Below are 25,337 nucleotides of genomic sequence, written 5' to 3' on the forward strand. Positions count from 1 at the left end.
CCCCAGCGACAGCAGCGCCTCCCTCTCATAGGTCTAATGGGTGTGGTTTCAAATGGGCGTCTGCTTACACCAAGGGGTCTACTTTGGGAGACAACAGCACCCCTAGGCTACCGGACACATCTGCCTCCCCCTAGAGGCACTGATGCCCCCGGCATGGGAGATCAGACGTTGCAAATCACGGCCAATATCTGGTGCCGGTCACGTCCAGCGCTCGATATTGGCCCGCCCGCGTGGGCATATTTAGGCAGGCGTGACACCAAGCTGGGCACCATTGGGGCAATCACACGCGCCGAACTTCGGATTCTATTGACACGCGCAACTTTTAAGTGATGAAATCCGCCTCAACGCAACTCTACAGGCGTAGTCCTTGGATAAGCCCACCATTCAGCAGTTACTCCTGGCCCACCTGTCCCGCGATTTGGTGCTCAACGTCGAGGAGCTGCTGGAAACCGGTGCGCAGCGTGCCTTTGGCAAGGCCAAAGGGATGAATGATGGGCATCTCCCCAGCGTGGTCGGCCAGCTTCGTCACTTCCACATGAACGAAGGGTTTGCCGCCGCCCTGGAAGGATCGGGCGCCTTCCCCACGCCGATCAAGGGCAATTCGCTGGTTACGGGCCGGGCGGGCATCTTCCAGCTCGGCCGTTTCAACCTCCGGCAGGGGCCTTGGTACAACGCTCGTCGCAGTGCCAAACGGCGTGTGATGGCGCAGGCCAACGCTGCCATTGAACCTCTGGTGCAGGGTGGCCTCTTTGACAGCCAGAAGCCCATCGCCACCGGGTCCGTATTCTTTGTCTGCATTTTCAGTGCATCGCTCGAACATGGCGAGAAGCCCATGTCGATCGAGATCGCCGTGCCCAATCAGCATATGACTGACTGGCTTTTCCACGAGCCTGTTTCGCTGTTTGTTCAACGTTACAACGATGTCGCCGTTCAAGATGACCGCGCAGTACCGATGTTGAAGACCCAACAGAAGACGGGCTCAAACCCAGAAGGGACGTAGCCATGACGCGGGGAATTAACGGGTTTCAGCCAGGGCGCTTAGCGCAAATCCTGGCCATAAGGCGTTTGTCGCAGGTGCAGGTCGCCACCATGGTTGGCGTGTCCCCCTCCACCATCAGCAAGTGGCGGGTGGGGCCCCAAGCCCCCGAAGCGGACAAGCTGGAAAGGCTGGCCTCGGTGGTCAATGTCCAGCCCGAATGGTTTACGCGGCCAATCCAAGAAAAGACAACCACCCCGCTCTTTCGCAGCAATGCCTCTGCGCACAAAGCTGCGCGTGAAATGCTGGAAGGTCGGTTGGAGTGGGCTCAGGAGATCGCTGCCAGCCTGGAAGAGTTCGTGGACTTCCCCGCAGTGCATTTTCCCGAGAAAACGTTTACAAACCCGGAAGAAATCACCCCGGAAGACATTGAGGCTGCTGCTCAGGACTGCCGTGACCTCTGGCGCCTTGGCTCGGGCCCCATCCCAGATGTCGCCCTTGCGCTTGAGAACGCCGGCGCCATCCTTATCCGGGAGGAAACGGGGGTCGCGCAGATTGAAGGACTTTCCGCGTGGAGCCGCAGGCTTCAACGGCCACTCGTTCTTCTTGCTGCCGACAAAGACAACGGTTTTCGCAGTCGCTTTGACGCCGCCCACGAATTGGGGCATGTGGTCCTCCACAAGCACATCCCAAGGGCCACCGAAAGGCTCCGCCACAATGAAATGGAGAAGCAAGCTCACCGGTTCGCCGGAGCATTTCTCCTACCGGCGGAAAGTTTTTCCGCTGAGATCCGGCTGCCAGTGACACTGGATAGCCTGCTTCTCCTCAAACAGCGTTGGGGGGTCTCTGTTGCTGCCTTGGTGATGCGGCTGGATGCCCTTGGGTTAATTTCAGAAGAGGACAAACTGTCTCTGTTCAAGCGCCGTTCTGCTCGTTGGGGCGTCAAGTCGGAACCAGGTGATGACGGCCGCATCCCAGAAAAACCCAGGCTGCTCAAAAGAACCATCGAACTCTTGCTGTCCTCCAACACGATGCCCGCAGATGGGATTGCTCGCCATTTTGGGCTCTCAGCGCAAGACATCGAAATGCTCGCTGGCTTACCCGAGGGCTTTTTGAGCAACGACAAGGCAGACGTGATCCCGTTGTCGGGCTTGCGCATCAGACAGCAACCCGAGACTGCGGAAGCTGGCATTTCCACTGGAACCGTGCTCGCCTTCCAACGGCGAAGTAAAGGCCGCTAGTCGTAATGATCGGGCCGCCTAGTTAGGCGGCCTTTTTATCTGGTTTTAGCGGCACCACTGCCTTGGTTCATGGCAGGTGTTGCGCGTGGGCCTCCGCGAGCTCCCCTCGTAGAAGCTCCACCATTTCCAGATATTCCTTCCCAGGCTCCTCGCCTCGAAGCACTTGGAGTTGCCCCTGCAAGATGGACATGCGGATATCACTCAACGCAGCCGCGTATAGCTCCGATGGCGGCGATAACGTGGTCCAGAACGCTCGATCCAAACGCACCACACTGTCCTGTTGGATGATGCCGCCACTGCGTGGCAAGAAGACCAACTGGGGATACACCAGGCACTCAGCCCGCGCGGCGATTGTCACCGTCATGGCTCTCGGCTCCGTCGGTGTCGAAACGGAGTAAGCGGGTGCCACAAGATATGACGGCCGCTGAAAAGCGTTCCTGGCTCTGTCTCTCTCACTCGACGGCAGGTGGTTGTCAGGTATGCCATCGGCCACCGCCAGGACCACACACCTACGGGCCTTTGCCCGAATAGCCAAAAGCTCCTCGCATTCACCGAGCTTCAATTTCAAAATCGGGAGCCGATTTTTGGGCCGGAAATCCTTGGAGGCGTCAATCGGCCGGATTTCCCCTCCCACCGCAGCGTGACTGTTTTGATCGGCACGCGCAGCATCGAAGAGGTGTAGCGGATGGCCAAATTCGGGAGTAACGGTCAGGACAAGCTGGCCGACAACGGGAGGGCCCACGGTCGAGATTGATGGGCCCGAGTGATAGACCGGCAAGATGTCGTGGATGTCCGTTCCGTTGCCGAAGCCCACGACAGCCTCCTCAGATCAAACGGGCGTCAAATGGGATATGGCCGTTGCTGGTCACATCTTCGGCATCCGCCTCAGCCATGGCACGGGAAAAGGCGCCGTCATAAATCGGACGATGGGCAGCCATGGCCCGATCCGAGGCCCTACCCACCTCGAATTTCTTTCTCATGGCCTCGCTCAACTCTAAAAGGCGCATGATCTTGGCTGGGTCTTTGATGTGCGTATGACGGTGAGGGGTTTGCTCGCCCTCGATCGCCAATCCCTGAAAATCAAGCTGATCCCCGGGAGACGCATCCCGCATGGGCGTCGTTTTGAAATAGACGTAGTCCAGCAGTTTGCCCAAATCATTGGCGTATTTGCTGATGTAGCCCGCAAACCGAGACGCCAAAGAGCCCGACAACCCCAGATCGGTCACTCTCGGTCCGATCGGATATTCCCCGAGCCAAAAGAGGGCGAACTCCTTGTTTTTCGACTCGCCCGCCTTGGACTGAATAACCCCCTGGACACCAAGCTCATCAATGGCCGAAGCCAAATCTGTCGCAAATGGCCCATAGTGGTGCAGATACCAATGGGCACCACTGAGGGTCTGCCCGCCGTGTCCCTCGGCATACAGGCAGTCCAACAGATACACCAACTTGGTCAAACTGGTTTTAGAAATGCCGCGCACACCCGCCTGTTTGGCCTCCTGTAAGACGGCCAAGACGGCGGAACGCATCGTGGGGCTGACGGCAGGCATAGGCGGCAGCTAGGGAATAGAACTCAACATTATAGCAAGCCCATGTTTGAGGGGAGTTTGACCGTCTCTACCCAACCATAAAGCGCAAATAGCGCAAGCCCTGGTCCAACTATGGTTTTGGCTTCATGAGGGCCTTGGCCGGGGTCAGACCGGCCGCGATCCGGCGATCCAGTTCGACGATCACGGCAGGCCAGTCCGCACCGTACAAGTTCACCAAGTCTCGGACCACCAGCAGATCCAGGCCCCTGGCACCGTTTTCCATTTCAGAGATCCCGGCCTGGGTGATGCCCACGGCTGCGGCGGCTTGCGCTTGGGTCAGGCCGGCCGCCAGCCGGAGCTCCCTGAGCAACTGAGCCACCACCCGGTGCTCCGGTCGGTGAACGGAGGTGGGTTTGGGCTTCGACTTCGGCGTTTTGGGCGGGCTGACCATACCGCCACGCTACGCATCAGGCGTAGATATTCATTTTTACTATGTTCATTTGTTTTTCGTATATTTGGCGTAACGGAATGAGCGGCTGCATGTGGCATCCCCTCTTCCCGACGCCAACGCCGGGCAGGTGACGTTTGGCGCCCCTTCTCCACCTGCCTCGATACAGGGACCGACACATGAAGTTCGGATGGAAAACCGCTTTGACGTTGTTCGCGGCGGTGCTACTGGCTGGTTGCGCCACCACCATGGGACGTGACTACGACCAGAGCAAGGTCGCGCAGTTTGTGCCGCATCAAACGACGATGAATCAAGTCATCGCAGCCCTGGGGCAGCCGCAAGAACGGGAAACCGAAAGCGACGGCACCACGCGCCTCCACTATCAGGTCATCGTCAGCAAGTCGTCCGTGGGCGATTACATCCCCTTTGCCCCGGTCAAAGCAAACGTTTCCGACAAAGATACCTACCTCTTTTTCGACCGCAACGGGACATTCCTGCGGGCTGAAAACACCCAGTCAAACGAGTGAAGGGAATCAGCATGGGCATCCTGATCCAGATCGCGCGCATCGCCGTGGCCATTGCGGCTGGCTTCATTGCCGGATGGCTCCTGTTTTTTGTGGTGGGGCTTCGTTTCCTGCCGCCTGGTTTGCTGGTGCCCGGCTGCATGGTCGCGGCGTGGTTCCTGTTGCCTCGGCTCTTTCCGGTCTTCAAACCCCACCCCAAGACCGAGAACGCTGGGCCAATCACGCTGCACGCGAACGGCCATTCTTTCGAAGCCACGCACCACACCAAAAACGTTGCGATCAACGCCGTGACTAGGCAGGTCTGGTTCCGCGACACAAAGGGTAAGGAATGGATTCTCTCCCCTGGGGATATTCGCAGTTGGAACCACGAGTGGACGGACCGTTCCAATGCCCATGGGATGGTCGCGCACAACGACAACCGCCTGGTCATCACGACGAACGACCTCAACCACCCGACACACAAGATCAAGATGGGCGGTCACTTCAAGCACGACCTGGCGAAGGAATGGCACGCGCGCCTGACGGCGATGCTGAAATCCTGACCGCTGCGCTGCTTACCAGGCTTGGGTGACCTAGGGAAGTCAGGCGTTCTCGCCGATGCACCAGGTGACCTAGGAGGCCGCTTCCATCGGAGGCGGCCTTTTTCTTTGAACCTTGAAACAAGGACCAAGGGAGCCGTAGGCATCACCTCGACCGCGTCACACTCATGGCGTGATCAAAATCTGCTTCTGGCCGAGCGGTTCCACACTTCTGGCCAGCGCGTTCAATCACAGCGGCCAACTCCGGCAAGCGTGGACATCATGGCTATTCTGGTCCACCTGACCACCCGTGCTTGAACACGCTGGCCACACAAGGCGTAACAGGCTGAAAGGATTGATTTCCCTCCTGGCCACTGGCGGCAATGCCCTGTGGGCTAAAAGATGCGCCTCCGACATCGGGGCCACAACCATGCTTGAACCAACTGGCCACATGATGGATCCCGCTGGCCACCTGAAAACGGCTTGTTTTCAGGGCTAACGTGCGTGTGGCATGCGTCCACACAACCGGCCAGATTGTTCAAGCACGGGTGGTCACGTGGTCCACAAACATCACCTCACCTGGATCAGGCCAAAAAGAAACGCGCCTCGTGGGCGCGTTTCTAGGCGGGCATGGTCATGCGCTTCTCGTTGGTGGCTTGGGCCGTTGTAACTCGATCACTTGGACCTTTTCGGCCAGGCGGCTACACACGGCGTCTGCCGTGGTTGTGTCGTCGAAATAGGTTTCCCAATCCTGCAAATGGTTGGGCGACACCACCAGGGTGGCCCTACCGTGGCGACGGCGACTGTCCAGCACCTTCAACAGGTCATAGCCCTGGGACATCGTGGTTTTCTGGGCCGCGAAGTCATCGAGGATCAACAAGGGCACGCGGCTCAACGACCGAAACTGTTTGGTGCGTGCCGCTCCTGCTGGGGTATCCCCCAGCGTTTCCAACAGGTCCGGTGTGCGCCAATACGTCACGCCGAGTTTCAACAGCATCGCTTCACGTCCCAGGGCGCTGGCCACAAACGTCTTGCCTGCACCACTCGGCCCCATGATGACCACCTGGTGCCCCTGCCGCACCCAATCGCAGCTGGCCAACTGGCACAACACCCGGGGCGGCAACCCGCGCTGGGTGGTCGTGCGCACGTCTGCCACGCAAGCCACCGGCAAATCTGCTTCCCGGAAGAACCGTTCCACACGATGATCCGCCGCGTCCTGCTTCTGGGCCAGCACGAGGGCTTCGACACACTCCAACGAGGGCCGGTCATGATTGGCCGGTTGATCCATCCATTCCTGCAAACACGCCGCCATCGCGCCCAGTCGAAGGGCGCGCAAATCTTTCAGGGTCTCGGTCAGCATGCGGCCTCCTTGACCTGTCTAGCGAAGGCCTTGGAGCCCTGCGCATACCGATGGCGAGGCCGGGTGGTCTTGGCCGGTGCATTGGCCTGGGATTGCTTGCTCAGGATCCGGCGAAGTGTCCCGAGTGAAACGGTGTTGAGGTGAAGCGTCTCACCTGCCGCCTGGTTCAGCGCCAGCGTGCCATGTTTTTCGGCCAAGGCCTTCACTTCATCGCAGGCAGGCAACGCGGCGAGGGGGTGGGATTTGCCGATGAGGTTGCGCACGAACTGCGCCACGTGCGGGCCGGCTTTCTTGGCCCATGCCACCATGTGTTCCGGCGTGCGTTCCGACCAGGCACGGTGATCGTCGCTGAGGTGGGCCGGATCCGTGGTATGCCCACCCCGCTCGAAACTGCGCGCGTGGCTGGTGACCTGCTCGGTTTCCTTGAAAATCTCCACGCGGTCCGCCGTCAACCTGGCGGTCAGGCGTTGTCCCGTCAGTGCATGCGGCACGGAATAATGGTGATGGTCCACACGCACGTGGTAGTCCTTGGGCACCCGTGGGATCGCCACCCACTTGGCATACACAAACGGCTCGGTGGGCAACGGCTGCAAGGCTTGGCGTTCCGAGGCCTCGAACCGTTCCCATCGGCTCTTCCGATACTCGGTCATGGGCCGCCGGTTCAGTTCGTCGAGCAGTTCCGCCAGGGATGCGTTGAGCTCTTCGATCGAATGATGGGTGCGCTGGTGCAAGCGGGCCACGATGTGGTCCTGGACGATGCGAACCGACGTCTCCACAGTTGCCTTGTCCCGGGGCCGAAACGGCCGGGCCGGGTTGATCGCAATGCGATAGTGCCGGGCAAACTCCTTGTAGTCCGCCTGAAGCACAGCTTGGCGGCCGGCCTTGATCACCGCTGACTTCAGGTTGTCGCACACGATCGTGAGCGGTGCGCCTCCGAAATACACCAGCATGTCGATATGGGCCTGGATGAAGTCCGGCACCTTCTGGCTGGGCACGCACCTGGCGAAGATAAGCGAGGACGCCGGCAGCACGGCCACGAAAAGCTGGACGGTCACTGGCTTTCCTGTGGTCGCATCCAGGTATGTGGGCAGTGGAATGCGCTTGAACCCGGCGAAGTCGACGTAGGCCTTGAAGCCCGGCTCATGGGACATCCGCATCCCTGTGGGCAGCGTTTTCCGGTAGCGGCGCATCCGTGCCGCCAGCTGGGAATAAGACAGCGTGCCGTGGGGGTCTTCACGCCGGTAGTCCTCCCACAGCACCTGCAACGTGGCCCCCTCATCCAGGCGCTGCTGGAACTCTGCGAAATCCGGTGCCCGTCGGGTCTTGTTGCCATTGGGATCCCGGTTGAACCGTTGGGTCAGTTTGGAGGGCGTCAGGTGCGCCAGATCGGACCATCGCAAATGTTTGGCATCGGCCAACCGTCGGTAGCGCCCCACCGTGGTCTTCGACACACCCACAGCGTCAGCGATCTCCCGATCGGACAAAGGGGTGGTGAGCACCAGGCGGACGGTGTCGTGGATTTTCATTCGGACAAACTCCTTTCACCGGCGGTGTCCCAACCGCCGGGGGCTGTTTCAGGCAAAGGGGAATCGAGACGGCGCCCCGGGTCTCGGGGCGTCGACTTGACAGTCGTGGGGGACGGGCCTAGAACAGTCGGCGCAGTGTTGGGACCAACCGCACCGCACCTAGAAGGGTCGAGAGTTCACGCTCTCGGCCTTTCGCGTTTCTGGCCAGGGGGCATCAGTGATGGGGGTGCATGGGTGGGCTCCTCTGGAATAGGGTCACCCTGCGGCGCAGGGTTCCAGAGTTCTAGCCTCGGCGGCCGTTTTGTCAATCGACACCTGGCCGGGCGCCGGGAGCCCCTCCGGCGCGGCGAGATGAGATGAGGCCCTCCCTGCCTGATGGCCCTGGCGAGCCTATAAGCTTTGGTCAGGACAAATGGCGCCTTCGGCACCCGGTGCCTCCTGGTCCTTGTTTTGCTCCGCTATCTGATCCGAAACCTGGAAGGAACCACGGGGGGAACCATGATCAAGAGCATCTCTATCCAGGGTTACAAGAGTTTCGCCCGCGAACGGGCCACGTCCATTGAGTTCGATGCAACCAAGCGGGTGGCCCTGCTTTATGGCGTCAACGGCGCCGGCAAGTCTGCGATCGGCCAAGTGATCCATCACAACGGCAACAGCACCAACCCCATCGCCAACTGTTCTCTTACGCTCACGCGGGACGAACCCTACCAATACCTGGTCTACAACGAAGAGTTCATAGACGAAACGTTCCGCAATCGGACCAACATGCCGGGCATCTTCACCATCGGCAAACCCGAGGCCGCCGCCCTGGAACAAGCGGAACGATTGGAGCAGCAAACGAACCAATGGCGAGACGACATCGAGCGTCTGAATGAGCAGAAAGAAGCACGTGAGGCGGAGGCCAACCGCGCCTACACGGCGGTCCTCGATGGCGTGTGGCCTGCCTACACATCCCACAAAACCGGCGCCATGAAGGAATGGCTGGAAGGTTTTGGAGGAGCCAAGCGCAAGTTGTTTGAAGAACTGAGCCGCATCTCCTTCGATGCCACTGTCGTCCCGCCGACCATCGAGGCACTTACCACCCGGATGGCGGACGTGGCCGACCGAACGGCAACCGCTCGATCAGAATGTTCCCTGGACCTGACCGAGTTCGAAAGCCTCGAAAGCAACGCGCTGTGGGGCCAGGCCATCCTTGGATCTGGCGACAGTTCCTTGGCGGCCCAGATCCAAGCCCTCGGCAACATGGATTGGGTGAGGCAAGGCAAACCCTATGTGGAACACAGCACCAGTTGCCCCTTCTGCCAGCAGGATTTGCCGCACGATTTTTCCACCCAACTGGCCCGCCTGTTCGACACGTCTTACGAAAACCGCATCGCCGAGATCAACCAGTTGGTGGAGGACTACCAGTCCGAGGTGACCCGCCTATCTGACACGATGGACCAGTTGCTGGCCGATGAGCCCTTTGCGAAAGATCACCCAGACCTTTCGCGCACCTGGGCCGAACTGAACTTGGTGCTGTCCGCCAACATCGGTCTCATCGAGAAGAAACAACAGTCGCCGGGTGAAGTGGTTGCTCTCCAAGCGTCCAAGGATGCTCGCCAGGCAGTTTTGGATGCGGTCACGCAGGTGAATGAACGCATCCGGCAGTTCAACGCGCGCATTGCCGATCGTGACAATGAGCGCACCCGCATCAAGAAAGGTTTCTGGCTCCGGTTGCGCCATGACTACGAGGGCGTTCTCTCGGTCTACAAGGCTTCAAAGACTTCAACGGACAGCGCCATCGCCACCATCACCGCTGAGGTCAATGGTCTCCGTCAAAACCTCATCACCGCCGAAGGGCAGCTGGTCCAGTTACGCGCCAGCACCACGGGAACCGACAAAGCCATCGAAGCCATCAATGGTCGCCTGGTTTCTCTCGGGATTGATGCCTTCAAGATCAAGAAGGAGGGAACCGGCCATCTTTACCACTTGGAGCGCAGGGATGGTGGCGTGGATGACTATCGCTCGCTCAGTGAAGGCGAGAAAACGCTGATCACATTTTTGTATTTCGTCGAGCTGATCAACGGCTCGGCTGTCGCGGACAGCACCATTCCACTGAACCGAAAAATCGTGGTCATAGATGACCCCATTTCGAGCCTCTCCCACAACTACGTCTACGACATTGCCTCCATCATCGTCCACGACATCGTTGCCTTGAAGGACGATGAAGGACACCAGCTCAAACAGGTCATCATCCTGACGCATAGCCTGTTCTTTCATCACGAACTGGTCTCCGTCCACGGCAAAGCGAAGCAGCTGGATTTCAAGCGTGTCTTGAAGCATAGCCACACCGTGGTGGTGCCGATGAACAGTGATGAGTTGCTCAACGATTACGAGGCCTATTGGCAGGTTGTGCGAGATGCCAAGGAAGGCAATGCCACCCGGATCATGCTCGCCAACGCCATGCGCTGCATCTGCGAACGGTTTTTCTACTTCACCCGCCGACAAGACGATTTCAAGGCGGCCCTGAAAAAGATCAGCGAGCAAGAACACCGGTTCACCCCGTTGGCGCGCTACCTGGACCGCCAATCCCACGCCGATGGCGTCAATCACACCGATTTTGGCGATTACGATGTGGGCTACTACCTGGAAAAGTTTCGGCTGGTCTTTCAAGAGACCGACCAAATGGCCCATTACACAGCCATGCTTCGTGAAGAGGGGGCTCCTGGCGAGGGAACCGCAGACGCAGCCTGATCACCCCACCAGCCGAGGCGCAGGCCGCAACCGTGGCTGTGGTGGCACTTCTTCCAACGGCACAACCGGCGCAGGTGCAGGTGCAGGCCTAACCGCCTCAATCCAGACCCGCTCTTCTTCATTGGTAGCCGACATCAACTTGTCAGCAAGCACCTGGCTCAATGCCTGCACACGGTTCAATGCTTGATCGAGCCGGCTCTTGTTTTCGACCTCTTCCTGTTTCAACACCTGCGCTTCCTGGTCGAAAGCATCGAGGTGCACCTGATGGTGTCGCCGTGTCCCTTTGATCTCCTGCACCCGACACTCCTGGACTTCAACGGCATTGCGCAGTGTCCGCCAAGCGGCGGGTTTGCCCTCGTCGTTCCCAGCCTTCTTCGCCAAGAACATCAACAACGGGTGGACATCTTCCCAGTCCGTCAGCCGCTGTCTTGTCGCTGCACGCATGGCTCGGGCTTGGTCCAGCTGGAAATCTGTATCGAGCTTCGCGGCCATCCGCCGTTCCCGGCCTTCGCCGTGAATTCGGAACCGATCCGCCAGCTCAGCCAAGGCGCCCAGCACCCGCTGGATCACCTGAACCAATCGGAGCACGCGGGCCAACACCTGGTGGGCCTCCGGCGTTTCCGGGATGGGAGCGGCGGCCTGGAACCGGGCGACCAATGATCCGGGCTCGCCATCGAGAAGCGGCATCAAGACCACCGGGGCAAGGGTGGCTGGCGGAATGATTTCGCCAGGCCCGACCGTCTCAGGCTCGGGGTTGGCCTCCCGGACTGTTTCCCTCTCCCGCGCCACATCTTCCATGGCGCGCCGGTGCTGTTCGTCGAGCACCACGGCATGGGCGGCCTCGTAGACCTTCGCCGGGAGCATGATGTCGCCGCGCAAGGCATCGCCGCGCCGGGTGAAGAAGCCCCGGCGTTCCATCGCCGTCACAGCGGCGCCAAGGGTCGGTTGCGGCGTGATGGGCAAGTCCTGGCGGGCATAGCTGAGGTGGGTGTAGTCCGCGGGCAGGTTGTTGGCCGCCGTATAACGGTTGGCCAGTTCTGCCCACTTTTCATTGAGGCGTTCCACGAACGCCCCGGACGTGTTCTTGTTCGAGAGCAGCACCAGCTTGGCGCCCAGCCCCCAGTTGGAGGCGCCGTCCTCCCCCTGGATCTCTTCCAGCCGGCGGGTCGGGAAATAGATATGAGCATGAAAGCCCTGCCTATCAGGTGGCTTCACATTGCCAAGGGCGTCCACGTCTGCATCGCGGTGCAGACCCAACGAAACCGCCGTATGCAGTTCTCGGCAGATGAACCGAGCCATCTCCTCGGCCAAGTCGCCGGCCTGCTGATCCGTCAAACCAATGGGCACCGGGATCCTGTAATCCCTGGCCACCTGGGCATCTTTCCGCTTCTCGGCGGCTTCCACGCGGTTCCAGAGCTCTCCCGGATCCGTCGCCCAGACCGGGGCGCCCTCGGGGGCCACCGTGAGCGCCCTGACGATTTCCTCGCCGATCTTCCGCCGGCGGTAGTCGTGCCAAACGCCAGTGCGGCGGTCGTAAAGACGCAAGCCGAGGCGGTAAGCGACCCCTGCGATGGCGGAGTGGCCCGCGCCGCGAGAGTGAGTTTCAAGGTGGGGGCGGGCATGCAAAGCCATGTCGTCGTCCTTGTCGTAGGCCACCCTTGCGGATGGCGGTCGGTCATCCTGACCATGAAGAAGCGGAGCGCCGGCTGTGCATGCCCGCCCCACGCCAACATCCAAGCAAAGGCGGCCAATATGTCAAGCATGCTTGACATATCTGAGTCGGGATTTGTGATGGCGGGCGGGGTGGTCGCGCCTAGCTTGGCGGGTGCTCTGGCTCGACGCTTAGCGTTGGCCTTGGCTCTGAGCGTCGTGTTCGCAGAACACTAAGACGCGCTCTGCGCCTTTTATTTGGACGTCTATATGACGCGTCTTGACAGACCTTCGGCTTCGGCTAGAACTGGCGCCAACCCGTTTGCCCAGGATTGCTCATGCAACGCACACAGCGGAAACCAACCCTGTCGAATTGGATTTTTTGGCTGGTGATCTGCTCATCAGGCTGCTATTTCCTATCGATCTTTTTTCTAGCGATTGCTCATCAATGAGGTGGTGGCGGCAAACACTGATTTTGGTTAACCACCTTAACGAAGAGCGCATCCCAAAAGGCCCATGAAAAAATGGCAACAACGAGGACCATGGCGAGTAGAAAATAGGGCGATAGACCTGCGAAATATAATCTAAAAGCCCCTTCGTCTCCATGAAAACAAACTACGCGCCAAAGCAACAGGATCACCGATAGCACTGCGGATAAAAGGCAAATGAGGACGATAATTGCCGAACCACAAGGGTGGACGTAAGCGTTGGAAAGAACCCCCAAAAACAGAAAGAAGACGGCCCCTTCATACATACCAAGGTCGGAAACCTTATCTTTCAAATAAAGCTTTCCGCCGACGAGAGCTGCCGCCAGGCACGGCAACACATAGCCAAGGAAGTCAGCCACCGGGCCATAGCCAACAGTGTAGTGGCTTAGCATGATTGCTGAGAGCACAATGATAACGAAGAAACCAGAAACCAAGAACTTAACTTGATTTACTGAAAAAACCGTCAAAGGCACCTCAGACTTTGTCTCTGGATGCCTCTTCGAAAATGCAACGAAGTCCTCTTGGTCGCCCACATGCTCAACGAACACCTGCTCACCCGCATTGGCGCGAAATGAAGCAGGGTCTCGCAGCACTTTTCCTTCATCCCGAACCACAGTGTAGGGTTTGACAAGAACCCACGGCTCCGCCTCTTCCCTTATTACAAGAAAGCCATTCACCAGCTCGCCACCATTCTTACTGATGTAATCGCAGGCGATCTTGCCGGCCGGAACGGGCAAAAGCTCCGCACACTGATCGGGCATACGCGACCGAGCAATCACATCATCAAGAATTTTCTTGTCCCTCTTTGCTACCTCGTCCATCAGCGGCCCCTTAATTCAAATTTTCCGCATGGTTGTCGGAAGGCAATAACAGCAGACCTTTCAACTCGCCAATATTGATCCATTCGTTCCACGGTAACGCCGGGTGATAGGCCGCCAGTTCCTTCGGTGTCCACGCGCGCATGTAAGCCGTGGCATGGGTGTCCGGCGCAGGATCCCCAGCCTCATGCCCAACCAATGCGCGCCGGCGCTCCGCTGATAGGGATGAACCTTGGAGTGTCTGTATAACCGTCTTGCGCAATGAGTGGATGCCCAAGATGCCATGCGCACGCCGCGGTGTGATGCCCAGACCTTTCAGGTAATACCCGAAACCTTTGGTGATGGAGTTGCCCCGACCCGCCGCGCTGTCAATGCGCATATCAGGGAACAGGCGCTCAGCACCTGCGGCCCGCAACGCCTCCACACGCTCCATCAAACCCAGACGGATCAAATCCGGATGCAAAGGGATCAGACGTTCGCCCCCTTCGCCCGTCTTGATCCCCTGGCCGTCACTGTCGGCACAGATCTTCAAGCATGGCGTGTCACCGTGGGTCACGAAATCCCGCAGGAAAATCTGGGCAATCTCACCGACACGGGCACCCGTGTAGAGCGCGATGACGGCACCCCACCGCACGTGCTCCATCTTGGTTCGCACCAGATTGGCCGGATCAAAGATGCGTTGGAGTTGTTCAACCTCGAACGGCTCCCACTCGTGTCCCTCGGAACGGCGCGCCGCCTTTTCCTTCTTCTTGACGACGACCAGCCCTTTCACCGGATTGGTGGTGAGGTGGCCCTTGGTGACAAGAGCCTCGAAGAGTTGCGCGACGTGGCTGACGCAGTTGGCCACGTAAACCTTGCTCTTGCCGGAGCGGAGCAGTCCATCACTCCACACGCTGGCCATGGTGCGCGAAATGGTGGAGACCTGCCGGCGGCCGCCGATCACGTCCACGAACCCCTGCAAGGCGCGGGCGCGCTGAGCCCAAGTGTTGGGTTTAAGGGAGACGGCTTCCACCTCGGAGTAGTCCTTGATGGCGGCGTCCAAAGTCAGCCACCTGGAACCGGGGGATGTCGCGGACCCGGATGATGGGTCACGCCTTTCCAAGATGGCGCGCAAGGCAGCCATTCCATTCTCATGGTCGCCTTGGCTGCCATCCGTGCGCACCTTGTGACCGTCAGGCGTTTCGACCTCCCATTTGCGAACGGTCAGACCGAGACGCTGGGTCAGATCGTCCCCCTCGTCCGGCTCGTCGGCATCGCCGCCCCACGACACACCGCCCATGCCCCGTCCTCCCTGCCCGGCCATGGCGAAGATTTGAGCACACTTGGCACTGAGGACATAAGACCAGGCCCGAGCCTGGATGGGATCCCGCGTGCGCAGGGATTGCTTGATCAGGCTGCGCCCCAGGGCTTCCCGGAGCCGTCGAGGAACCACCACCCGGAAATACCAGATACCCGACGTGTCCCGCCAAAGATGATGTGCCAAGCGCATGACTTGTACCGACCAAGCCGCCCGAGCACCCAAAACGCAGGCATAAAAAAAGCCCTGCATTCGCAGGGCTTTTTCAGTTTGGCTGGGAGACTAGGATTCGAACCTAGATAAACGGAGTCAGAGTCCGTTGTCCTACCGTTAGACGATCTCCCAAAACCCGGCTGGGCGGTACGCTCTGACTTGATGTACCGGCCAGTCGAAGCGCGATTAGCGCTTCGAGAACTGGGTAGCGCGGCGGGCCTTGTGCAGACCGACCTTCTTGCGCTCGACCTCGCGGGCGTCGCGGGTCACGAAGCCAGCCTTGCGGAGCTGGGACTTCAGGCTTTCGTCGTATTCGATCAGGGCGCGAGCGATGCCGAGGCGAATCGCACCGGCCTGGCCGGTGATGCCGCCGCCAGCGACGGTCACGTTGACGTCAAACTTGTCGGTGGCTTCGATCAGTTCGAGCGGCTGGCGCACGATCATGCGCGAGGTCTCGCGACCGAAGAACTGGTCGAGGGTCTTGCCGTTGACCGTGATCGCGCCGGTGCCCTTGCGCAGGAACACGCGAGCGGCGGAGGTCTTGCGGCGGCCGGTGCCGTAATTCTGCTGGATCGCCATGATGATTCCTTAGATTTCCAGCGCCTGCGGCTGCTGAGCGGTATGCGGATGTTCGGCGCCGCCGTACACCTTGAGCTTGCGGTACATCGCGCGGCCGAGCGGGTTCTTCGGCAGCATGCCCTTGACGGCGATTTCGATGACGCGCTCCGGGTGGGTCGCCAGCATGTCCTTGAGACTCGTGGTCTTCAGGTTGCCGACGTAACCGGTGAAGCGGTGGTACATCTTGTCGTCCAGCTTGGCACCCGTGACGGCCACCTTCTCGGCGTTGACCACGACGATGTAATCGCCGGTGTCGACGTGCGGGGTGAATTCCGGCTTGTGCTTGCCACGCAGACGGCGGGCGATCTCGGTCGACAGACGACCGAGCGTCTTGTCCGTGGCGTCAATCACGAACCAATCGCGCTTGACGCTTTCCGGCTTGGCGCTGAACGTTTTCATTTCAGAATACCTGGTCTGCCGCCACTAGGGCGGTACACGTAATCGGTGGAACAAAGGCGCGAGATGATAACGGAGTTTTCATCAATCGCGCAAGCCCACCGACCGGTGGGATGCGAGCTGACAATGATAGCATGACCCGCATGGCGCTTGAAAAGCCCCCCTATACCCGAGAACAGAAGATCGCCGCCCTTGCCGACCAGTGCGTGCAATGCGGCCTGTGCCTGCCCACCTGCCCGACCTACGGCCTGGATGGCAACGAAGCGGAGTCTCCACGCGGGCGCATCGCGATCGCCGCGGCCCTGGCCCGGGGAGACGCCGAGCCCACCGAGTCCCTGAGGATCCATCTCGACCATTGCCTCGGCTGCCTCAACTGCGAGCGCGTCTGCCCGGCCAACGTGAAATACGGCGAGCTGCTGGTGGAAACGCGGGCGATGATCGGCCCCATGAAGCATCGCCCACGCGGGCTACTGACCTTGCTGAAGCAGCCTACGCTGCTGCGCCTGGCGGCCCGCCTCGGCGGTGCGACGGGCCTGGCGCACTGGAAACGAAGCCTCGCGGCGCGCCTCCCCGCGCAATCGGCCTGGCGGGCGGCACTCGAGACACTGCCCGACGCGTCCGACGCGCCGAAACCTGCGCCATCGGCCGCCACCTCTCCCGAGGCGACCACGGTCGCGCTGTTTCCCGGCTGCGTAGCCAGCGTCGAAGATGCCGATGCCGAAGTGTCGGCCGTGACGCTCTTGCGCGCCGCGGGCTATCGCGTCATCCGCTTGCCGGCCTTCTGTTGTGGCGCCATCGATCTGCATGGTGGCGAGATGCCGGCTGCCGAGGCGCTGGCCGAACGCACACGCGAGACGTGGCAAGCGTCGGGCGCGGCATACCTGGTTACGGTCACGCCCGGCTGCCTCGGTACGTTGCGGCGCGCGCTGCCGGGCGTGGCGGTGGATGATCCGATCAGCCTGCTCGCGGCGCGCATCGATCGCTTGCACTTTCGCCCGCTGGCCCGGCGCATGGCGTTGCACCTGCCTTGTACCCAGGTGAACGTCGCGCGCAACGAAGCGGCGCTGCAAAAGCTGTTGCGCGCGATTCCCGAACTCGACCTGCACGCGGTACCGCGTGCACCTTACTGCTGCGGTGCGGCCGGAACGCACATGCTGGAATTCCCCGAGCGCGCGGCGCGCCTGCGCGAAGCCACGCTGGGACAAATCGCCACCGTAGCGCCACAGCAGCTGTTGTCGTCCAATATCGGATGCCGCCTGCACCTCGCCGCAGGCATGGATGCCGAAGGCCGGCGCTGGCCGCACATGCATCCGCTGACCCTGCTGGCGCAGCAACTGGAGGATTCGCCATGAACGCACGCACGCTTTCCCCGCTCGATCGCCTGCTGGCCGGCGTCGAACGCGCACTGGAAACCGTGGCCGGCGCACCGGAGGCCGCCCGCCCCTCGCCTGCCGATACGTTCGACGAAGCCGACATGGACGACGCCGAGCGCCGCCACGCCGCCGGCCTCATGCGCATCAACCACACGGGCGAAGTCTGCGCACAGGCGCTCTACGACGGCCAGGCCGCGCTGGCGCGCACCGAAGAGAACCGCGCCCACCTGCAGCACGCCGCCGCCGAAGAAACCGACCACCTGGCCTGGTGTGCCGATCGCCTGAAAGAACTCGACAGCCGCCCCAGCCTGCTCAATCCCCTGTGGTACGCAGGCAGCTACGCCATCGGTGCGCTGGCCGCATTGGCGGGCGACCCGGTAAGCCTGGGGTTCGTGGTGGAAACCGAGCGCCAGGTCGAAGCGCATCTGGAAGAACACCTCGACAAGCTGCCCGCGCAGGACGAGCGTTCGCGCGCCGTGCTGATGCAGATGCAGGCGGACGAGATCCGCCATGCGCACAACGCCCGCGAACTGGGCGGCGTGGACTTGCCGTTCCCCATCCCGGGCCTGATGCATCTGTCGTCGATGGTGATGAAGGCGGTGGCGTATCGGATTTAGCGGGTTGCCTCAGCTGCAGGAGTGCACCTGGTGGGTGTCTGCAGCGTTACGGGGTCGCCGCTTCGTGGGCTTTTCGCGCACTGGGTGCGCTCCTACAGAGGTAGGGAGGAATTTCGCGAGCACCCACCCCTCACCCCAGCCCTCTCCTCGCTCCTCAAAGCCTCGGCCATCCATGGCCTCTCCCCGCGTGCCCCGGAGGGGAGAGGGAGGAAGAGCGTGGCAGCCCATAGGCTTCATCACGGCTCAGCGAAGATGCTTTGAGTCCTCTTCGCATCGACGCGTTGCGGTGTAGCCGCTTCGTTCGAGGTAGTAACGAACCCATCCGGTTCGCCTCAGTCGTCCGACGCTCCTATCCCCATATCGCTATGAGCCTTGGCTCTCAAGGCCATTTTCTTTGGGTTACTTTTCTTTGACTCCGGGCATCCTGCCCTCCGCCCTACGGGCCGGCTTCGCCGTTCGCACGCGCTCCTGCGCGTGCGTGGGCCAGCAAAAGAAAAGTGACTCGAGCGTCCCACGGGACTAGCTTCGCGTCGCCGGCAGGGGATCGAAACGCCCGCCGCGTAGGCGGCAACCTGGCGGAAGCGGGGCTACCGAAGGCAATAGCCCGCTCTCACAAGAGAAAAACCATGCAGCCCACCGCGAAAGGCTGTCGCGCACAGGGTGCGCTCCTACAAGGGTGGTGGGGTGAGGTGGCCCGGGTATAAAAAAACCCGCCTTTCGGCGGGTTTTCGTGGATTACATCAGGTTGCGGCCGTGGAACAACTCCTCGATCTCGCGGCGCAGCAGCGATTCGATGCGCTGGCGCTCCTTGAACGAGAGGTCGTCGGCATGCGCCTCGAACAGATACGTATCAAGGTCGAAGTCCTTGATGTGCATCTTCGTGTGGAACATGTTCTCCTGGTAGACGTTCACGTCGAACATCTCGTACTTCTGGCGGATGTGCTTGGCCAGGTAGTCCTGCACCGAGTTGATCTTGTGGTCGATGAAGTGCTTCTTGCCCTTCACGTCGCGGGTGAAGCCGCGCACGCGGTAGTCGGCGATGACGATGTCCGACTCGAAGCTGTCGATCAGGTAGTTCAGGGCCTTCAGCGGGGAAATCACGCCGCAGGTGGCCACGTCGATGTCCGCGCGGAAGGTCGCGATGCCGTTGTGCGGGTGCGTTTCCGGATAGGTGTGGACGGTGATGTGGCTCTTGTCCAGGTGCGCGACCACCGCGTCGGAGATGGTGTCGCGGCCGAGCTTCTCCACCACCGGCTCCTCGGAAATGAGGATGGTGACGGAGGCACCTTGCGGATCGTAATCCTGGCGTGCGATGTTGAGGATGTTGGCGCCGATGATCTCGGCCACATCCGTCAGGATCTGGGTCAGGCGGTCGGCGTCGTACTGCTCATCGATGTATTCGATGTAGCGCTGGCGCTGCTCTTCGGACACCGCGTAGCAGATGTCGTAGATGTTGAAGCTCAGTGCCTTGGTCAAATTGTTGAAGCCCTGCAGACGCAGGCGCGGAAGCGGTTTCACCACAGCGACTCTCCAGGCCGGAATTGAGGCCATCAGCAGAGGGCGGGTTAGCTACAAGGGTCCCCGCTAGATAATTGAACGTGAAGGCAGGAAGCTTCCACGACCCTTGTGACCGGAGCGCGACAGGACTGCCGCGTCCGAAAGACCGTGAAGTATGCGGCAAAAAAAGGGAAAACTGAACCTTCGGCAGGTCAGGTTAGTTTGCCATAATGCCCGGAGGGGAAAGGATTGGACTGTCGGGGGACGCTTGCGAGCCCCCGGATTGACTCGACGGGACTCAACGTGGCGCAACTCAAATACCAGCTACAGCAAGCTTTCGAACGTTCCCAGGCGCCGGCCAGCTTCGCTCCGGACCCGGCCTCGATGGAGCGCTTCCTGGCGCTTTGCCACCGGCGCCGCTATCCGGGCAAGACGGCCATCATCCGGCCCGGCGACCCGGCCAATACCCTGTACTACATCGTCGACGGCTCGCTGGCCGTCTGCACGGAAGATGAACAGGGGCGCGAGCTGATCCTGGCGTACCTGAGCCGTGGCCAGTTCATCGGCGAGATGGGCCTGTTCGTGGAGCAGGCACAGCGCGAGTCGATGGTGCGCACCCGCACGGCGTGCGAAATGGCCGAAATCAGCTACGAGCGCCTGTTCCAGCTGATGGAAGGCCCGCTGCGCGAGGAGTGCCCGAAGATCCTGTTCGCGATCGGCTCCCAGCTCACGCACCGCCTGCTGCGCACCTCGCGCCAGGTGAGCCGCATGGCCTTCATGGACGTGACCAACCGCATCTCCAAGACGCTGCTGGACCTGTGCCAGGAGCCGGACGCGATGACCCACCCGGACGGCACCCAGATCCGCATCTCGCGCCAGGAAGTGAGCCGCATCGTGGGCTGCTCCCGCGAAATGGTCGGCCGCGTGCTCAAGCAGCTGGAAGAGCAGCGCATGATCGACGTGGCCGGCAAGACCATCGTGGTGCGCGGCACGCGCTGAGCACCGCTTTGGCCTGTCCCGGCATGGCCGGGGCGCGCGAGCCCGAGCACGCCGCCCGGCCCATGGCCCGGCGGCGTTTTCGTTTCAGGCCTTCGCGGTGCCCGACCGGGTTGGGCCCTTGGCCGGCTGGTAGACCATGTACACGTCCGCCCGCTCGTAGTGCGAGCCGGGCCGGACCGCCGGCTGCATCACGAAACCCGCCTGCTCGTACATGCGCAGCGCGGTCTTCAGGCGGCTGTTGGATTCAAGGAACAGTTCCTTGCCGCCGCGACGGTGGAACTCGGCGATGGCCGCCGCCAGCAGGCTGCGGCCCGCGCCCATGCCGCGGAAGGTTTCGTCCACGCCCATCTTGGAAAGTTCGTAGACGCCCGGCGCCTCCTGCAGCAGCGCGCAGGTGCCGATGACCTCGCCGGCCAGGCGGGCGAAGAAGATGGCCCCGCCCGGCGCCAGCACGTAACGGTCCGGGTCGCCCAGCAGTTCGCGATCGATGTCCTCGATGCGGAAGTGGCGCTCCAGCCATTGGGCGTTGAGGCGGTAGAAGTGCTCTTTCAGTGCCGGGTCGTATGGCACGACCTCCAGCGTGGCGTGGGTCAGCACGGCGTGCTCCGCCAGCATGGCCTCGACCACGGGGCGCTCCTGCAACGCCTGCTCGGTGGCCGAAAGAGCCGCCAGCAGGGACTGGAGCCCCTCCTCGCCGAGCGACTGGATGATGCCCCGCCTCACCGCCACCCAGATCGGGCCGAGCGCGGACAAGGCCTGGCGGCCCTTGGCGGTCAGCGCCAGCAGGCTGCGGCGGCCGTCCTGGACATCCTTGCGGCGCTCGACCAGGCCGGCGTCCACCAGCTTGTCGGCCAGCTGGCTGACCGCCGAGTGGGTCTGGCCGATCGCCATGGCGACGTCGCTCACGGTGGTTTCGCCGTGCTCCCACAGGAAGCGCAGCACCGGAAACCAGCGCGATTCCACGCCGGCGCCGCAGGCCCGGTAGACCTCGTCGACCGCCCCGTAGAAGTGGTCGCTGAGCGACTTGAGCCGGCTGCCAAGCGCAAGTTGGGCGAGCGACGGGAGATACATGGCAGGTCCCTGTGATGCTTATGTAAGTCCTAACGTAGTTCCGCGGCCGTGACAGAAGCAAGCGCCCGCCTTTGTGTAGGGAACGCACCCTCTACCGCACGGAGTTACCCCCCGTCGCGCGCAGGGTGCGCCCCCACAACAAAAGCGGACCGGATCGAGGCCCGGTCAGAACCAGTCGACGCGGGTGATGGTGCGACCCAGCGTCTTCTCAAGCTTCTTGCACAGCTTGGGCGTGCCATTGACCAGCACGGCCTCTGCGGCAGGCTTGAGCATGGGGGCGTCGACCACCGAATCGCTATAGGCCACATGCCACTCGCCAACGCCGAAGGCCGCCAGTTGCAGCGGCTTGCGCCGGCCCACGTTGTGGAGTTTCACGCGCATGCCCAGCAGGCCGGGGCGAAGTCGCGAGGCCAGCACTTCCACCTCCGACAAGCCCAGCTGCTGGAGGATATGGCTGACCAGCATGTGCTCGCAGCCGGTGACGACGATGACGCGATCGCCGGCGGCCTGGTGCCGTCGCAGCGCATTGAGGCCGTCGCGGCAGAACTGCCTGGGACGGCGCACGAGGCTGGCGGCAAAGGCTTCCGCCGCGGCGCCATAACGCTGCTCGCTCATGCCGAGCAGGGCCACGTGCACCAGCGTGTGCGTGGCGCGCCGACGCGAGAACGGCGTCACCAGCAGCAGCCACGGCAGCGTCAGCAGCGCGCCGATCTTGCGCAAGACCGAACGCCGGTAGCGGTCGCGCATGAACATGTCGAAGGCGTCGCCGTGGATCAGCACGCCATCGAAATCGAACAGCACGGTGCGCGCTGCGATCGCGACGGCGTCCGCCGCGACCGGCTCGACTTTGGTTTCCCCTGTGGACATCGTGATGCTTACGTCGTGGCGAACAGTCGCTTGAGTTCGGCGCCCGGATCGTCGGCGCGCATGAAGGCTTCGCCGACCAGGAACGCGTTGATGCCGGCATCGCGCAACGTGGCGACGTCATCGGCGGTGTGAATGCCCGACTCGCTGACCAGGATGCGGTCGTACTCCATCAGCTGCTGCAGTTCGATCGAGGTATCGATCGAAGTGTGGAAGGTGCGCAGGTTGCGGTTGTTCACGCCGATCAGCGGCACCGGCAGCGCGAGCGCGCGCTCCAGCTCTTCCGCATCGTGCACTTCGCACAGCACGTCGAGATCGAGCTCGGCGGCCAGCAGCGACAGTTCGAGCAGGGCCGCATCGCCCAGCGCCGCCACGATCAGCAGGATGCAGTCGGCGCCGATCACGCGCGCCTCGTACACCTGGTAGGGATCGATCACGAAGTCCTTGCGAAGCACCGGCAGCGAGCACGCATCGCGCGCCTGTTGCAGGAAATCCTCGCTGCCGTGGAAGAAGTCGCGATCGGTGAGCACCGACAGGCAGGCCGCGCCGCCCTTCTCGTAGCTGCGCGCGATCGCGGCAGGATCGAAGTCCTGGCGGATCACCCCCTTGCTCGGGCTGGCGCGCTTCACTTCGGCGATGACGGCCGGCAGGCCGGCGTCGATCTTGGCTTCGATGGCGTCCGCGAATCCGCGCGTGTCCGGCAGGTCGCCCACCCGAGCGGACAGCTCGACCAGTGGCAGTTTCGCGCTGCGCTCGGCGACCTCTTCGGTCTTGCGGGTGAGGATGCGTTGGAGAATGTCGGTCATGGCAAAAGCTTGCGGGGTGGGGGCATGAAGAGGGCGTGAGCGTCAGCAGGCTTGCGCCAGACGCCGCGTCGTCGCCACGAAGTCGTCCATTTTCGCACGCGCGGCGCCCGCCGCGATGGTCTTGCGGGCGAGCTCGATGCCGGCGCCGATCGAGTCCACCACGTTGGCGGCATACAACGCGGCGCCCGCGTTGAGGCAGACGATGTCGTGCGGCACGCCGCGGCGCCCTTCCAATGCTTCCAGCAGCATGGCGCGCGATTCCTCGGCGTTTTCCACGCGCAGGTTCCGGCTGGAGGCCATGGCGAGGCCGAAGTCCTCCGGCTCCACTTCGTACTCGCGCACCTCCCCGTCCCGCAGCTCGCCGACCAGCGTCGCTGCACCCAGCGAGATTTCGTCCATGCCATCGCGCCCCCACACCACCAGCGCGTGCTTCGCGCCCAGCTGCTGCAATACGCGCACCTGGATGCCGACCAGGTCGGGATGGAACACGCCCATCAGGATGTTCGGCGCACCGGCCGGGTTGGTGAGCGGCCCAAGGATGTTGAACAGCGTGCGCACGCCCATTTCCTTGCGCACCGGCGCCACCACCTTCATCGCCGGATGATGGTTGGGCGCGAACATGAAGCCGATGCCGGTTTCCTCCATGCACTGCGCGACCTTGGCGGGCGGGAGGTCGATCACCGCGCCCAGCGCCTCGAGCACGTCCGCGCTGCCCGACTTGGACGACACGCTGCGTCCGCCGTGCTTGGCGATGCGTGCGCCCGCCGCCGCCGCGACGAACATCGAGGCGGTGGAAATGTTGAAGCTCGACGCGCCGTCGCCGCCGGTGCCGACGATGTCGACGAAATGCCCGTGCGCCGGCAGTTCCACCTTGGCCGACAGCTCGCGCATCACGCGCGCCGCGCCGGTGATCTCGCCGACGGTTTCCTTCTTCACGCGCAGGCCGGTGATGATCGCGGCGGTCATCAGCGGGCTGACTTCGCCGCGCATGATCTGCCGCATCAGTTCGATCATCTCGTCGTGGAATATCTCGCGATGCTCGATCGTGCGCTGAAGCGCTTCCTGCGGCGTGATGGTGACGCGGCGGCCCACCGGTGCGTCCTGCGGCGCGCCCGTCATGCCGCCAGCTTCAGCGGCAGGCCCAGGAAATTGCGCAGCAGGTCGTGGCCGTACTGCGTGAGGATCGATTCGGGATGGAACTGCACGCCCTCGACCTTCAGCGTCTTGTGGCGCAGGCCCATGATCTCGTCGATGGAGCCGTCCGGGTTCTCGGTCCACGCGGTCACTTCAAGGCAATCGGGCAGGCTGTCCTGCTCGACCACCAGCGAGTGGTAGCGCGTGGCCTCGAACGGATCGGGCAGGCCGGCGAACACGCCCTGCCCGCGATGGCGCACCGGCGAGGTCTTGCCGTGCATGATCTGCTTGGCGCGGATCACCTTGCCGCCGAACACCTGGCCGATGGCCTGGTGGCCCAGGCATACCCCGAACACCGGGATATCGCCGGCCAGCTCGCGCAGCACGTCCAGCGACACGCCGGAGTCGTCCGGCGTGCCGGGGCCGGGCGAAATCATGATGTGCGTGGGCTTCAGCGCGCGGATGCCGGCCACGTCCAGCGCGTCGTTGCGCACCACTTTCACCGACTGCCCCAACTCGCCCAGGTACTGCACGAGGTTGAAGGTGAAGCTGTCGTAGTTGTCGATCATCAAGAGCATGGGGACGCCAACGTAGGAATTGAGTGCCATGGGCCGGGCCGGAGGAGAGGCGCCGGAACCTGCATT

General features: G+C 62.0%; 24 protein-coding genes and 1 tRNA gene. 8 read left to right on the forward strand and 17 right to left on the reverse strand.

All coding sequences use genetic code 11. From position 1 onward, the window contains the following. The first annotated feature begins 367 nt into the window (after positions 1-367). Positions 368-1,000 carry a hypothetical protein gene (locus JMF82_RS05785; RefSeq protein WP_201313583.1) on the forward strand — a complete coding sequence of 211 codons (633 nt, stop codon included), beginning with the start codon at positions 368-370 and terminating at the stop codon, positions 998-1,000. 2 nt (positions 1,001-1,002) lie between these two features. Continuing rightward, positions 1,003-2,217, forward strand: a complete 1,215-nt coding sequence (locus JMF82_RS05790; RefSeq protein WP_201313584.1) for an XRE family transcriptional regulator — start codon at positions 1,003-1,005, stop codon at positions 2,215-2,217. 67 nt (positions 2,218-2,284) lie between these two features. On the opposite strand, the gene JMF82_RS05795 is transcribed toward JMF82_RS05790, so the two are convergent. The 3 genes from JMF82_RS05795 to JMF82_RS05805 form a co-directional block, all read right to left on the reverse strand. Further along, the gene (locus tag JMF82_RS05795; protein ID WP_201313585.1) at positions 2,285-3,031 is read right to left on the reverse strand and encodes a hypothetical protein; all 747 of its coding nucleotides are present in this window, start codon (positions 3,029-3,031) and stop codon (positions 2,285-2,287) included. A 10-nt stretch (positions 3,032-3,041) separates the two neighbouring features. Further along, a complete protein-coding gene (locus JMF82_RS05800) occupies positions 3,042-3,743 on the reverse strand; it encodes a hypothetical protein (RefSeq protein WP_201313586.1) in 702 nt (233 codons plus the stop codon). Between the two features lie 130 nt (positions 3,744-3,873). Continuing rightward, positions 3,874-4,122, reverse strand: a complete 249-nt coding sequence (locus tag JMF82_RS05805) for a helix-turn-helix transcriptional regulator (RefSeq protein WP_201313587.1) — start codon at positions 4,120-4,122, stop codon at positions 3,874-3,876. Positions 4,123-4,370: 248 nt separating this feature from the next. Between JMF82_RS05805 and JMF82_RS05810 the strand changes: the two genes are divergently transcribed. Continuing rightward, complete coding sequence (locus JMF82_RS05810) at positions 4,371-4,718, forward strand: hypothetical protein (protein ID WP_201313588.1); 348 nt, start codon at positions 4,371-4,373, stop codon at positions 4,716-4,718. A gap of 11 nt (positions 4,719-4,729) precedes the next feature. Next, complete coding sequence (locus tag JMF82_RS05815; protein WP_201313589.1) at positions 4,730-5,257, forward strand: hypothetical protein; 528 nt, start codon at positions 4,730-4,732, stop codon at positions 5,255-5,257. 610 nt (positions 5,258-5,867) lie between these two features. Here the strand turns inward: JMF82_RS05815 and JMF82_RS05820 are convergent. Then, positions 5,868-6,593 (reverse strand): ATP-binding protein, encoded by a 726-nt coding sequence (locus tag JMF82_RS05820; RefSeq protein WP_201313590.1) that lies wholly within the window; start codon positions 6,591-6,593, stop codon positions 5,868-5,870. Beyond that, the gene (gene istA, locus JMF82_RS05825) at positions 6,587-8,119 is read right to left on the reverse strand and encodes an IS21 family transposase (protein ID WP_201313591.1); all 1,533 of its coding nucleotides are present in this window, start codon (positions 8,117-8,119) and stop codon (positions 6,587-6,589) included. The genes JMF82_RS05820 and istA overlap by 7 nt, the downstream gene beginning before the upstream one ends. 498 nt (positions 8,120-8,617) lie before the next feature. Between istA and JMF82_RS05830 the strand changes: the two genes are divergently transcribed. Further along, positions 8,618-10,852 carry an AAA family ATPase gene (locus JMF82_RS05830; RefSeq protein WP_201313592.1) on the forward strand — a complete coding sequence of 745 codons (2,235 nt, stop codon included), beginning with the start codon at positions 8,618-8,620 and terminating at the stop codon, positions 10,850-10,852. On the opposite strand, the gene JMF82_RS05835 is transcribed toward JMF82_RS05830, so the two are convergent. The 6 genes from JMF82_RS05835 to rplM form a co-directional block, all read right to left on the reverse strand. Continuing rightward, positions 10,853-12,484 carry a MobA/MobL family protein gene (locus JMF82_RS05835; protein WP_201313593.1) on the reverse strand — a complete coding sequence of 544 codons (1,632 nt, stop codon included), beginning with the start codon at positions 12,482-12,484 and terminating at the stop codon, positions 10,853-10,855. Between the two features lie 463 nt (positions 12,485-12,947). Further along, on the reverse strand, positions 12,948-13,811 hold the full coding sequence (locus JMF82_RS05840; protein WP_201313594.1) for a hypothetical protein: 864 nt from the start codon (positions 13,809-13,811) through the stop codon (positions 12,948-12,950). A 10-nt stretch (positions 13,812-13,821) separates the two neighbouring features. Then, the gene (locus tag JMF82_RS05845) at positions 13,822-15,357 is read right to left on the reverse strand and encodes a site-specific integrase (RefSeq protein ID WP_201313595.1); all 1,536 of its coding nucleotides are present in this window, start codon (positions 15,355-15,357) and stop codon (positions 13,822-13,824) included. Positions 15,358-15,376: 19 nt separating this feature from the next. Next, positions 15,377-15,450, reverse strand: a tRNA-Gln gene (locus JMF82_RS05850). A 54-nt stretch (positions 15,451-15,504) separates the two neighbouring features. Next, the gene (rpsI, locus tag JMF82_RS05855; RefSeq protein ID WP_074546260.1) at positions 15,505-15,897 is read right to left on the reverse strand and encodes a 30S ribosomal protein S9; all 393 of its coding nucleotides are present in this window, start codon (positions 15,895-15,897) and stop codon (positions 15,505-15,507) included. A gap of 9 nt (positions 15,898-15,906) precedes the next feature. Then, positions 15,907-16,335 (reverse strand): 50S ribosomal protein L13, encoded by a 429-nt coding sequence (gene rplM / locus JMF82_RS05860; RefSeq protein ID WP_019463923.1) that lies wholly within the window; start codon positions 16,333-16,335, stop codon positions 15,907-15,909. A gap of 140 nt (positions 16,336-16,475) precedes the next feature. On the opposite strand from rplM, the gene JMF82_RS05865 reads away from it, so the two are divergent. After that, positions 16,476-17,684 (forward strand): (Fe-S)-binding protein, encoded by a 1,209-nt coding sequence (locus JMF82_RS05865; protein ID WP_236585312.1) that lies wholly within the window; start codon positions 16,476-16,478, stop codon positions 17,682-17,684. Beyond that, the gene (gene coq7, locus JMF82_RS05870) at positions 17,681-18,322 is read left to right on the forward strand and encodes a 2-polyprenyl-3-methyl-6-methoxy-1,4-benzoquinone monooxygenase (protein ID WP_201313597.1); all 642 of its coding nucleotides are present in this window, start codon (positions 17,681-17,683) and stop codon (positions 18,320-18,322) included. Before JMF82_RS05865 ends, coq7 begins: the two co-directional genes overlap by 4 nt. Before the next feature lie 735 nt (positions 18,323-19,057). Here the strand turns inward: coq7 and speD are convergent. Then, on the reverse strand, positions 19,058-19,843 hold the full coding sequence (gene speD / locus JMF82_RS05875) for an adenosylmethionine decarboxylase (protein ID WP_019465856.1): 786 nt from the start codon (positions 19,841-19,843) through the stop codon (positions 19,058-19,060). A gap of 279 nt (positions 19,844-20,122) precedes the next feature. Here speD and crp point away from each other — a divergent pair, with 279 nt between their 5' ends. Continuing rightward, positions 20,123-20,818, forward strand: a complete 696-nt coding sequence (crp, locus tag JMF82_RS05880; RefSeq protein WP_111980880.1) for a cAMP-activated global transcriptional regulator CRP — start codon at positions 20,123-20,125, stop codon at positions 20,816-20,818. A gap of 84 nt (positions 20,819-20,902) precedes the next feature. On the opposite strand, the gene JMF82_RS05885 is transcribed toward crp, so the two are convergent. From JMF82_RS05885 to JMF82_RS05905, 5 genes are all read right to left on the reverse strand, one after another. Beyond that, positions 20,903-21,889: a helix-turn-helix domain-containing GNAT family N-acetyltransferase gene (locus tag JMF82_RS05885; RefSeq protein WP_201313598.1), complete on the reverse strand. Its 987-nt coding sequence runs from the start codon at positions 21,887-21,889 to the stop codon at positions 20,903-20,905. Between the two features lie 165 nt (positions 21,890-22,054). After that, positions 22,055-22,756 carry a haloacid dehalogenase-like hydrolase gene (locus JMF82_RS05890; RefSeq protein WP_201313599.1) on the reverse strand — a complete coding sequence of 234 codons (702 nt, stop codon included), beginning with the start codon at positions 22,754-22,756 and terminating at the stop codon, positions 22,055-22,057. A gap of 8 nt (positions 22,757-22,764) precedes the next feature. After that, positions 22,765-23,559, reverse strand: coding sequence for an indole-3-glycerol phosphate synthase TrpC (gene trpC / locus JMF82_RS05895; protein ID WP_201313600.1), 795 nt, complete (start codon positions 23,557-23,559; stop codon positions 22,765-22,767). A 42-nt stretch (positions 23,560-23,601) separates the two neighbouring features. Then, positions 23,602-24,678 carry an anthranilate phosphoribosyltransferase gene (gene trpD, locus JMF82_RS05900; protein ID WP_201313601.1) on the reverse strand — a complete coding sequence of 359 codons (1,077 nt, stop codon included), beginning with the start codon at positions 24,676-24,678 and terminating at the stop codon, positions 23,602-23,604. Beyond that, positions 24,675-25,271 (reverse strand): aminodeoxychorismate/anthranilate synthase component II, encoded by a 597-nt coding sequence (locus JMF82_RS05905; RefSeq protein WP_201313614.1) that lies wholly within the window; start codon positions 25,269-25,271, stop codon positions 24,675-24,677. The genes trpD and JMF82_RS05905 overlap by 4 nt, the downstream gene beginning before the upstream one ends. Between the last annotated feature and the right edge of the window lie 66 nt (positions 25,272-25,337).

It is taken from the genome of Dyella sp. EPa41 (genome assembly GCF_016586165.1).
GTDB lineage: Bacteria > Pseudomonadota > Gammaproteobacteria > Xanthomonadales > Rhodanobacteraceae > Dyella.

Excerpts from the sequence above, each read along its gene's own strand:
- JMF82_RS05890 (WP_201313599.1), bottom strand. The coding sequence starts at position 22,756 with ATGTCCACAGGGGAAACCAAAGTCGAGCCGGTCGCGGCGGACGCCGTC.
- JMF82_RS05840 (WP_201313594.1), bottom strand. The coding sequence starts at position 13,811 with ATGGACGAGGTAGCAAAGAGGGACAAGAAAATTCTTGATGATGTGATT.
- JMF82_RS05835 (WP_201313593.1), bottom strand. The coding sequence starts at position 12,484 with ATGGCTTTGCATGCCCGCCCCCACCTTGAAACTCACTCTCGCGGCGCG.
- trpD (WP_201313601.1), bottom strand. The coding sequence starts at position 24,678 with ATGACGGGCGCGCCGCAGGACGCACCGGTGGGCCGCCGCGTCACCATC.
- JMF82_RS05865 (WP_236585312.1), top strand. The coding sequence starts at position 16,476 with ATGGCGCTTGAAAAGCCCCCCTATACCCGAGAACAGAAGATCGCCGCC.
- coq7 (WP_201313597.1), top strand. The coding sequence starts at position 17,681 with ATGAACGCACGCACGCTTTCCCCGCTCGATCGCCTGCTGGCCGGCGTC.
- istA (WP_201313591.1), bottom strand. The coding sequence starts at position 8,119 with ATGAAAATCCACGACACCGTCCGCCTGGTGCTCACCACCCCTTTGTCC.
- JMF82_RS05885 (WP_201313598.1), bottom strand. The coding sequence starts at position 21,889 with ATGTATCTCCCGTCGCTCGCCCAACTTGCGCTTGGCAGCCGGCTCAAG.
- JMF82_RS05830 (WP_201313592.1), top strand. The coding sequence starts at position 8,618 with ATGATCAAGAGCATCTCTATCCAGGGTTACAAGAGTTTCGCCCGCGAA.
- rpsI (WP_074546260.1), bottom strand. The coding sequence starts at position 15,897 with ATGGCGATCCAGCAGAATTACGGCACCGGCCGCCGCAAGACCTCCGCC.
- JMF82_RS05790 (WP_201313584.1), top strand. The coding sequence starts at position 1,003 with ATGACGCGGGGAATTAACGGGTTTCAGCCAGGGCGCTTAGCGCAAATC.
- JMF82_RS05845 (WP_201313595.1), bottom strand. The coding sequence starts at position 15,357 with ATGCAGGGCTTTTTTTATGCCTGCGTTTTGGGTGCTCGGGCGGCTTGG.
- JMF82_RS05815 (WP_201313589.1), top strand. The coding sequence starts at position 4,730 with ATGGGCATCCTGATCCAGATCGCGCGCATCGCCGTGGCCATTGCGGCT.
- JMF82_RS05810 (WP_201313588.1), top strand. The coding sequence starts at position 4,371 with ATGAAGTTCGGATGGAAAACCGCTTTGACGTTGTTCGCGGCGGTGCTA.
- JMF82_RS05820 (WP_201313590.1), bottom strand. The coding sequence starts at position 6,593 with ATGCTGACCGAGACCCTGAAAGATTTGCGCGCCCTTCGACTGGGCGCG.
- rplM (WP_019463923.1), bottom strand. The coding sequence starts at position 16,335 with ATGAAAACGTTCAGCGCCAAGCCGGAAAGCGTCAAGCGCGATTGGTTC.
- trpC (WP_201313600.1), bottom strand. The coding sequence starts at position 23,559 with ATGACCGACATTCTCCAACGCATCCTCACCCGCAAGACCGAAGAGGTC.
- JMF82_RS05905 (WP_201313614.1), bottom strand. The coding sequence starts at position 25,271 with ATGCTCTTGATGATCGACAACTACGACAGCTTCACCTTCAACCTCGTG.
- JMF82_RS05800 (WP_201313586.1), bottom strand. The coding sequence starts at position 3,743 with ATGCGTTCCGCCGTCTTGGCCGTCTTACAGGAGGCCAAACAGGCGGGT.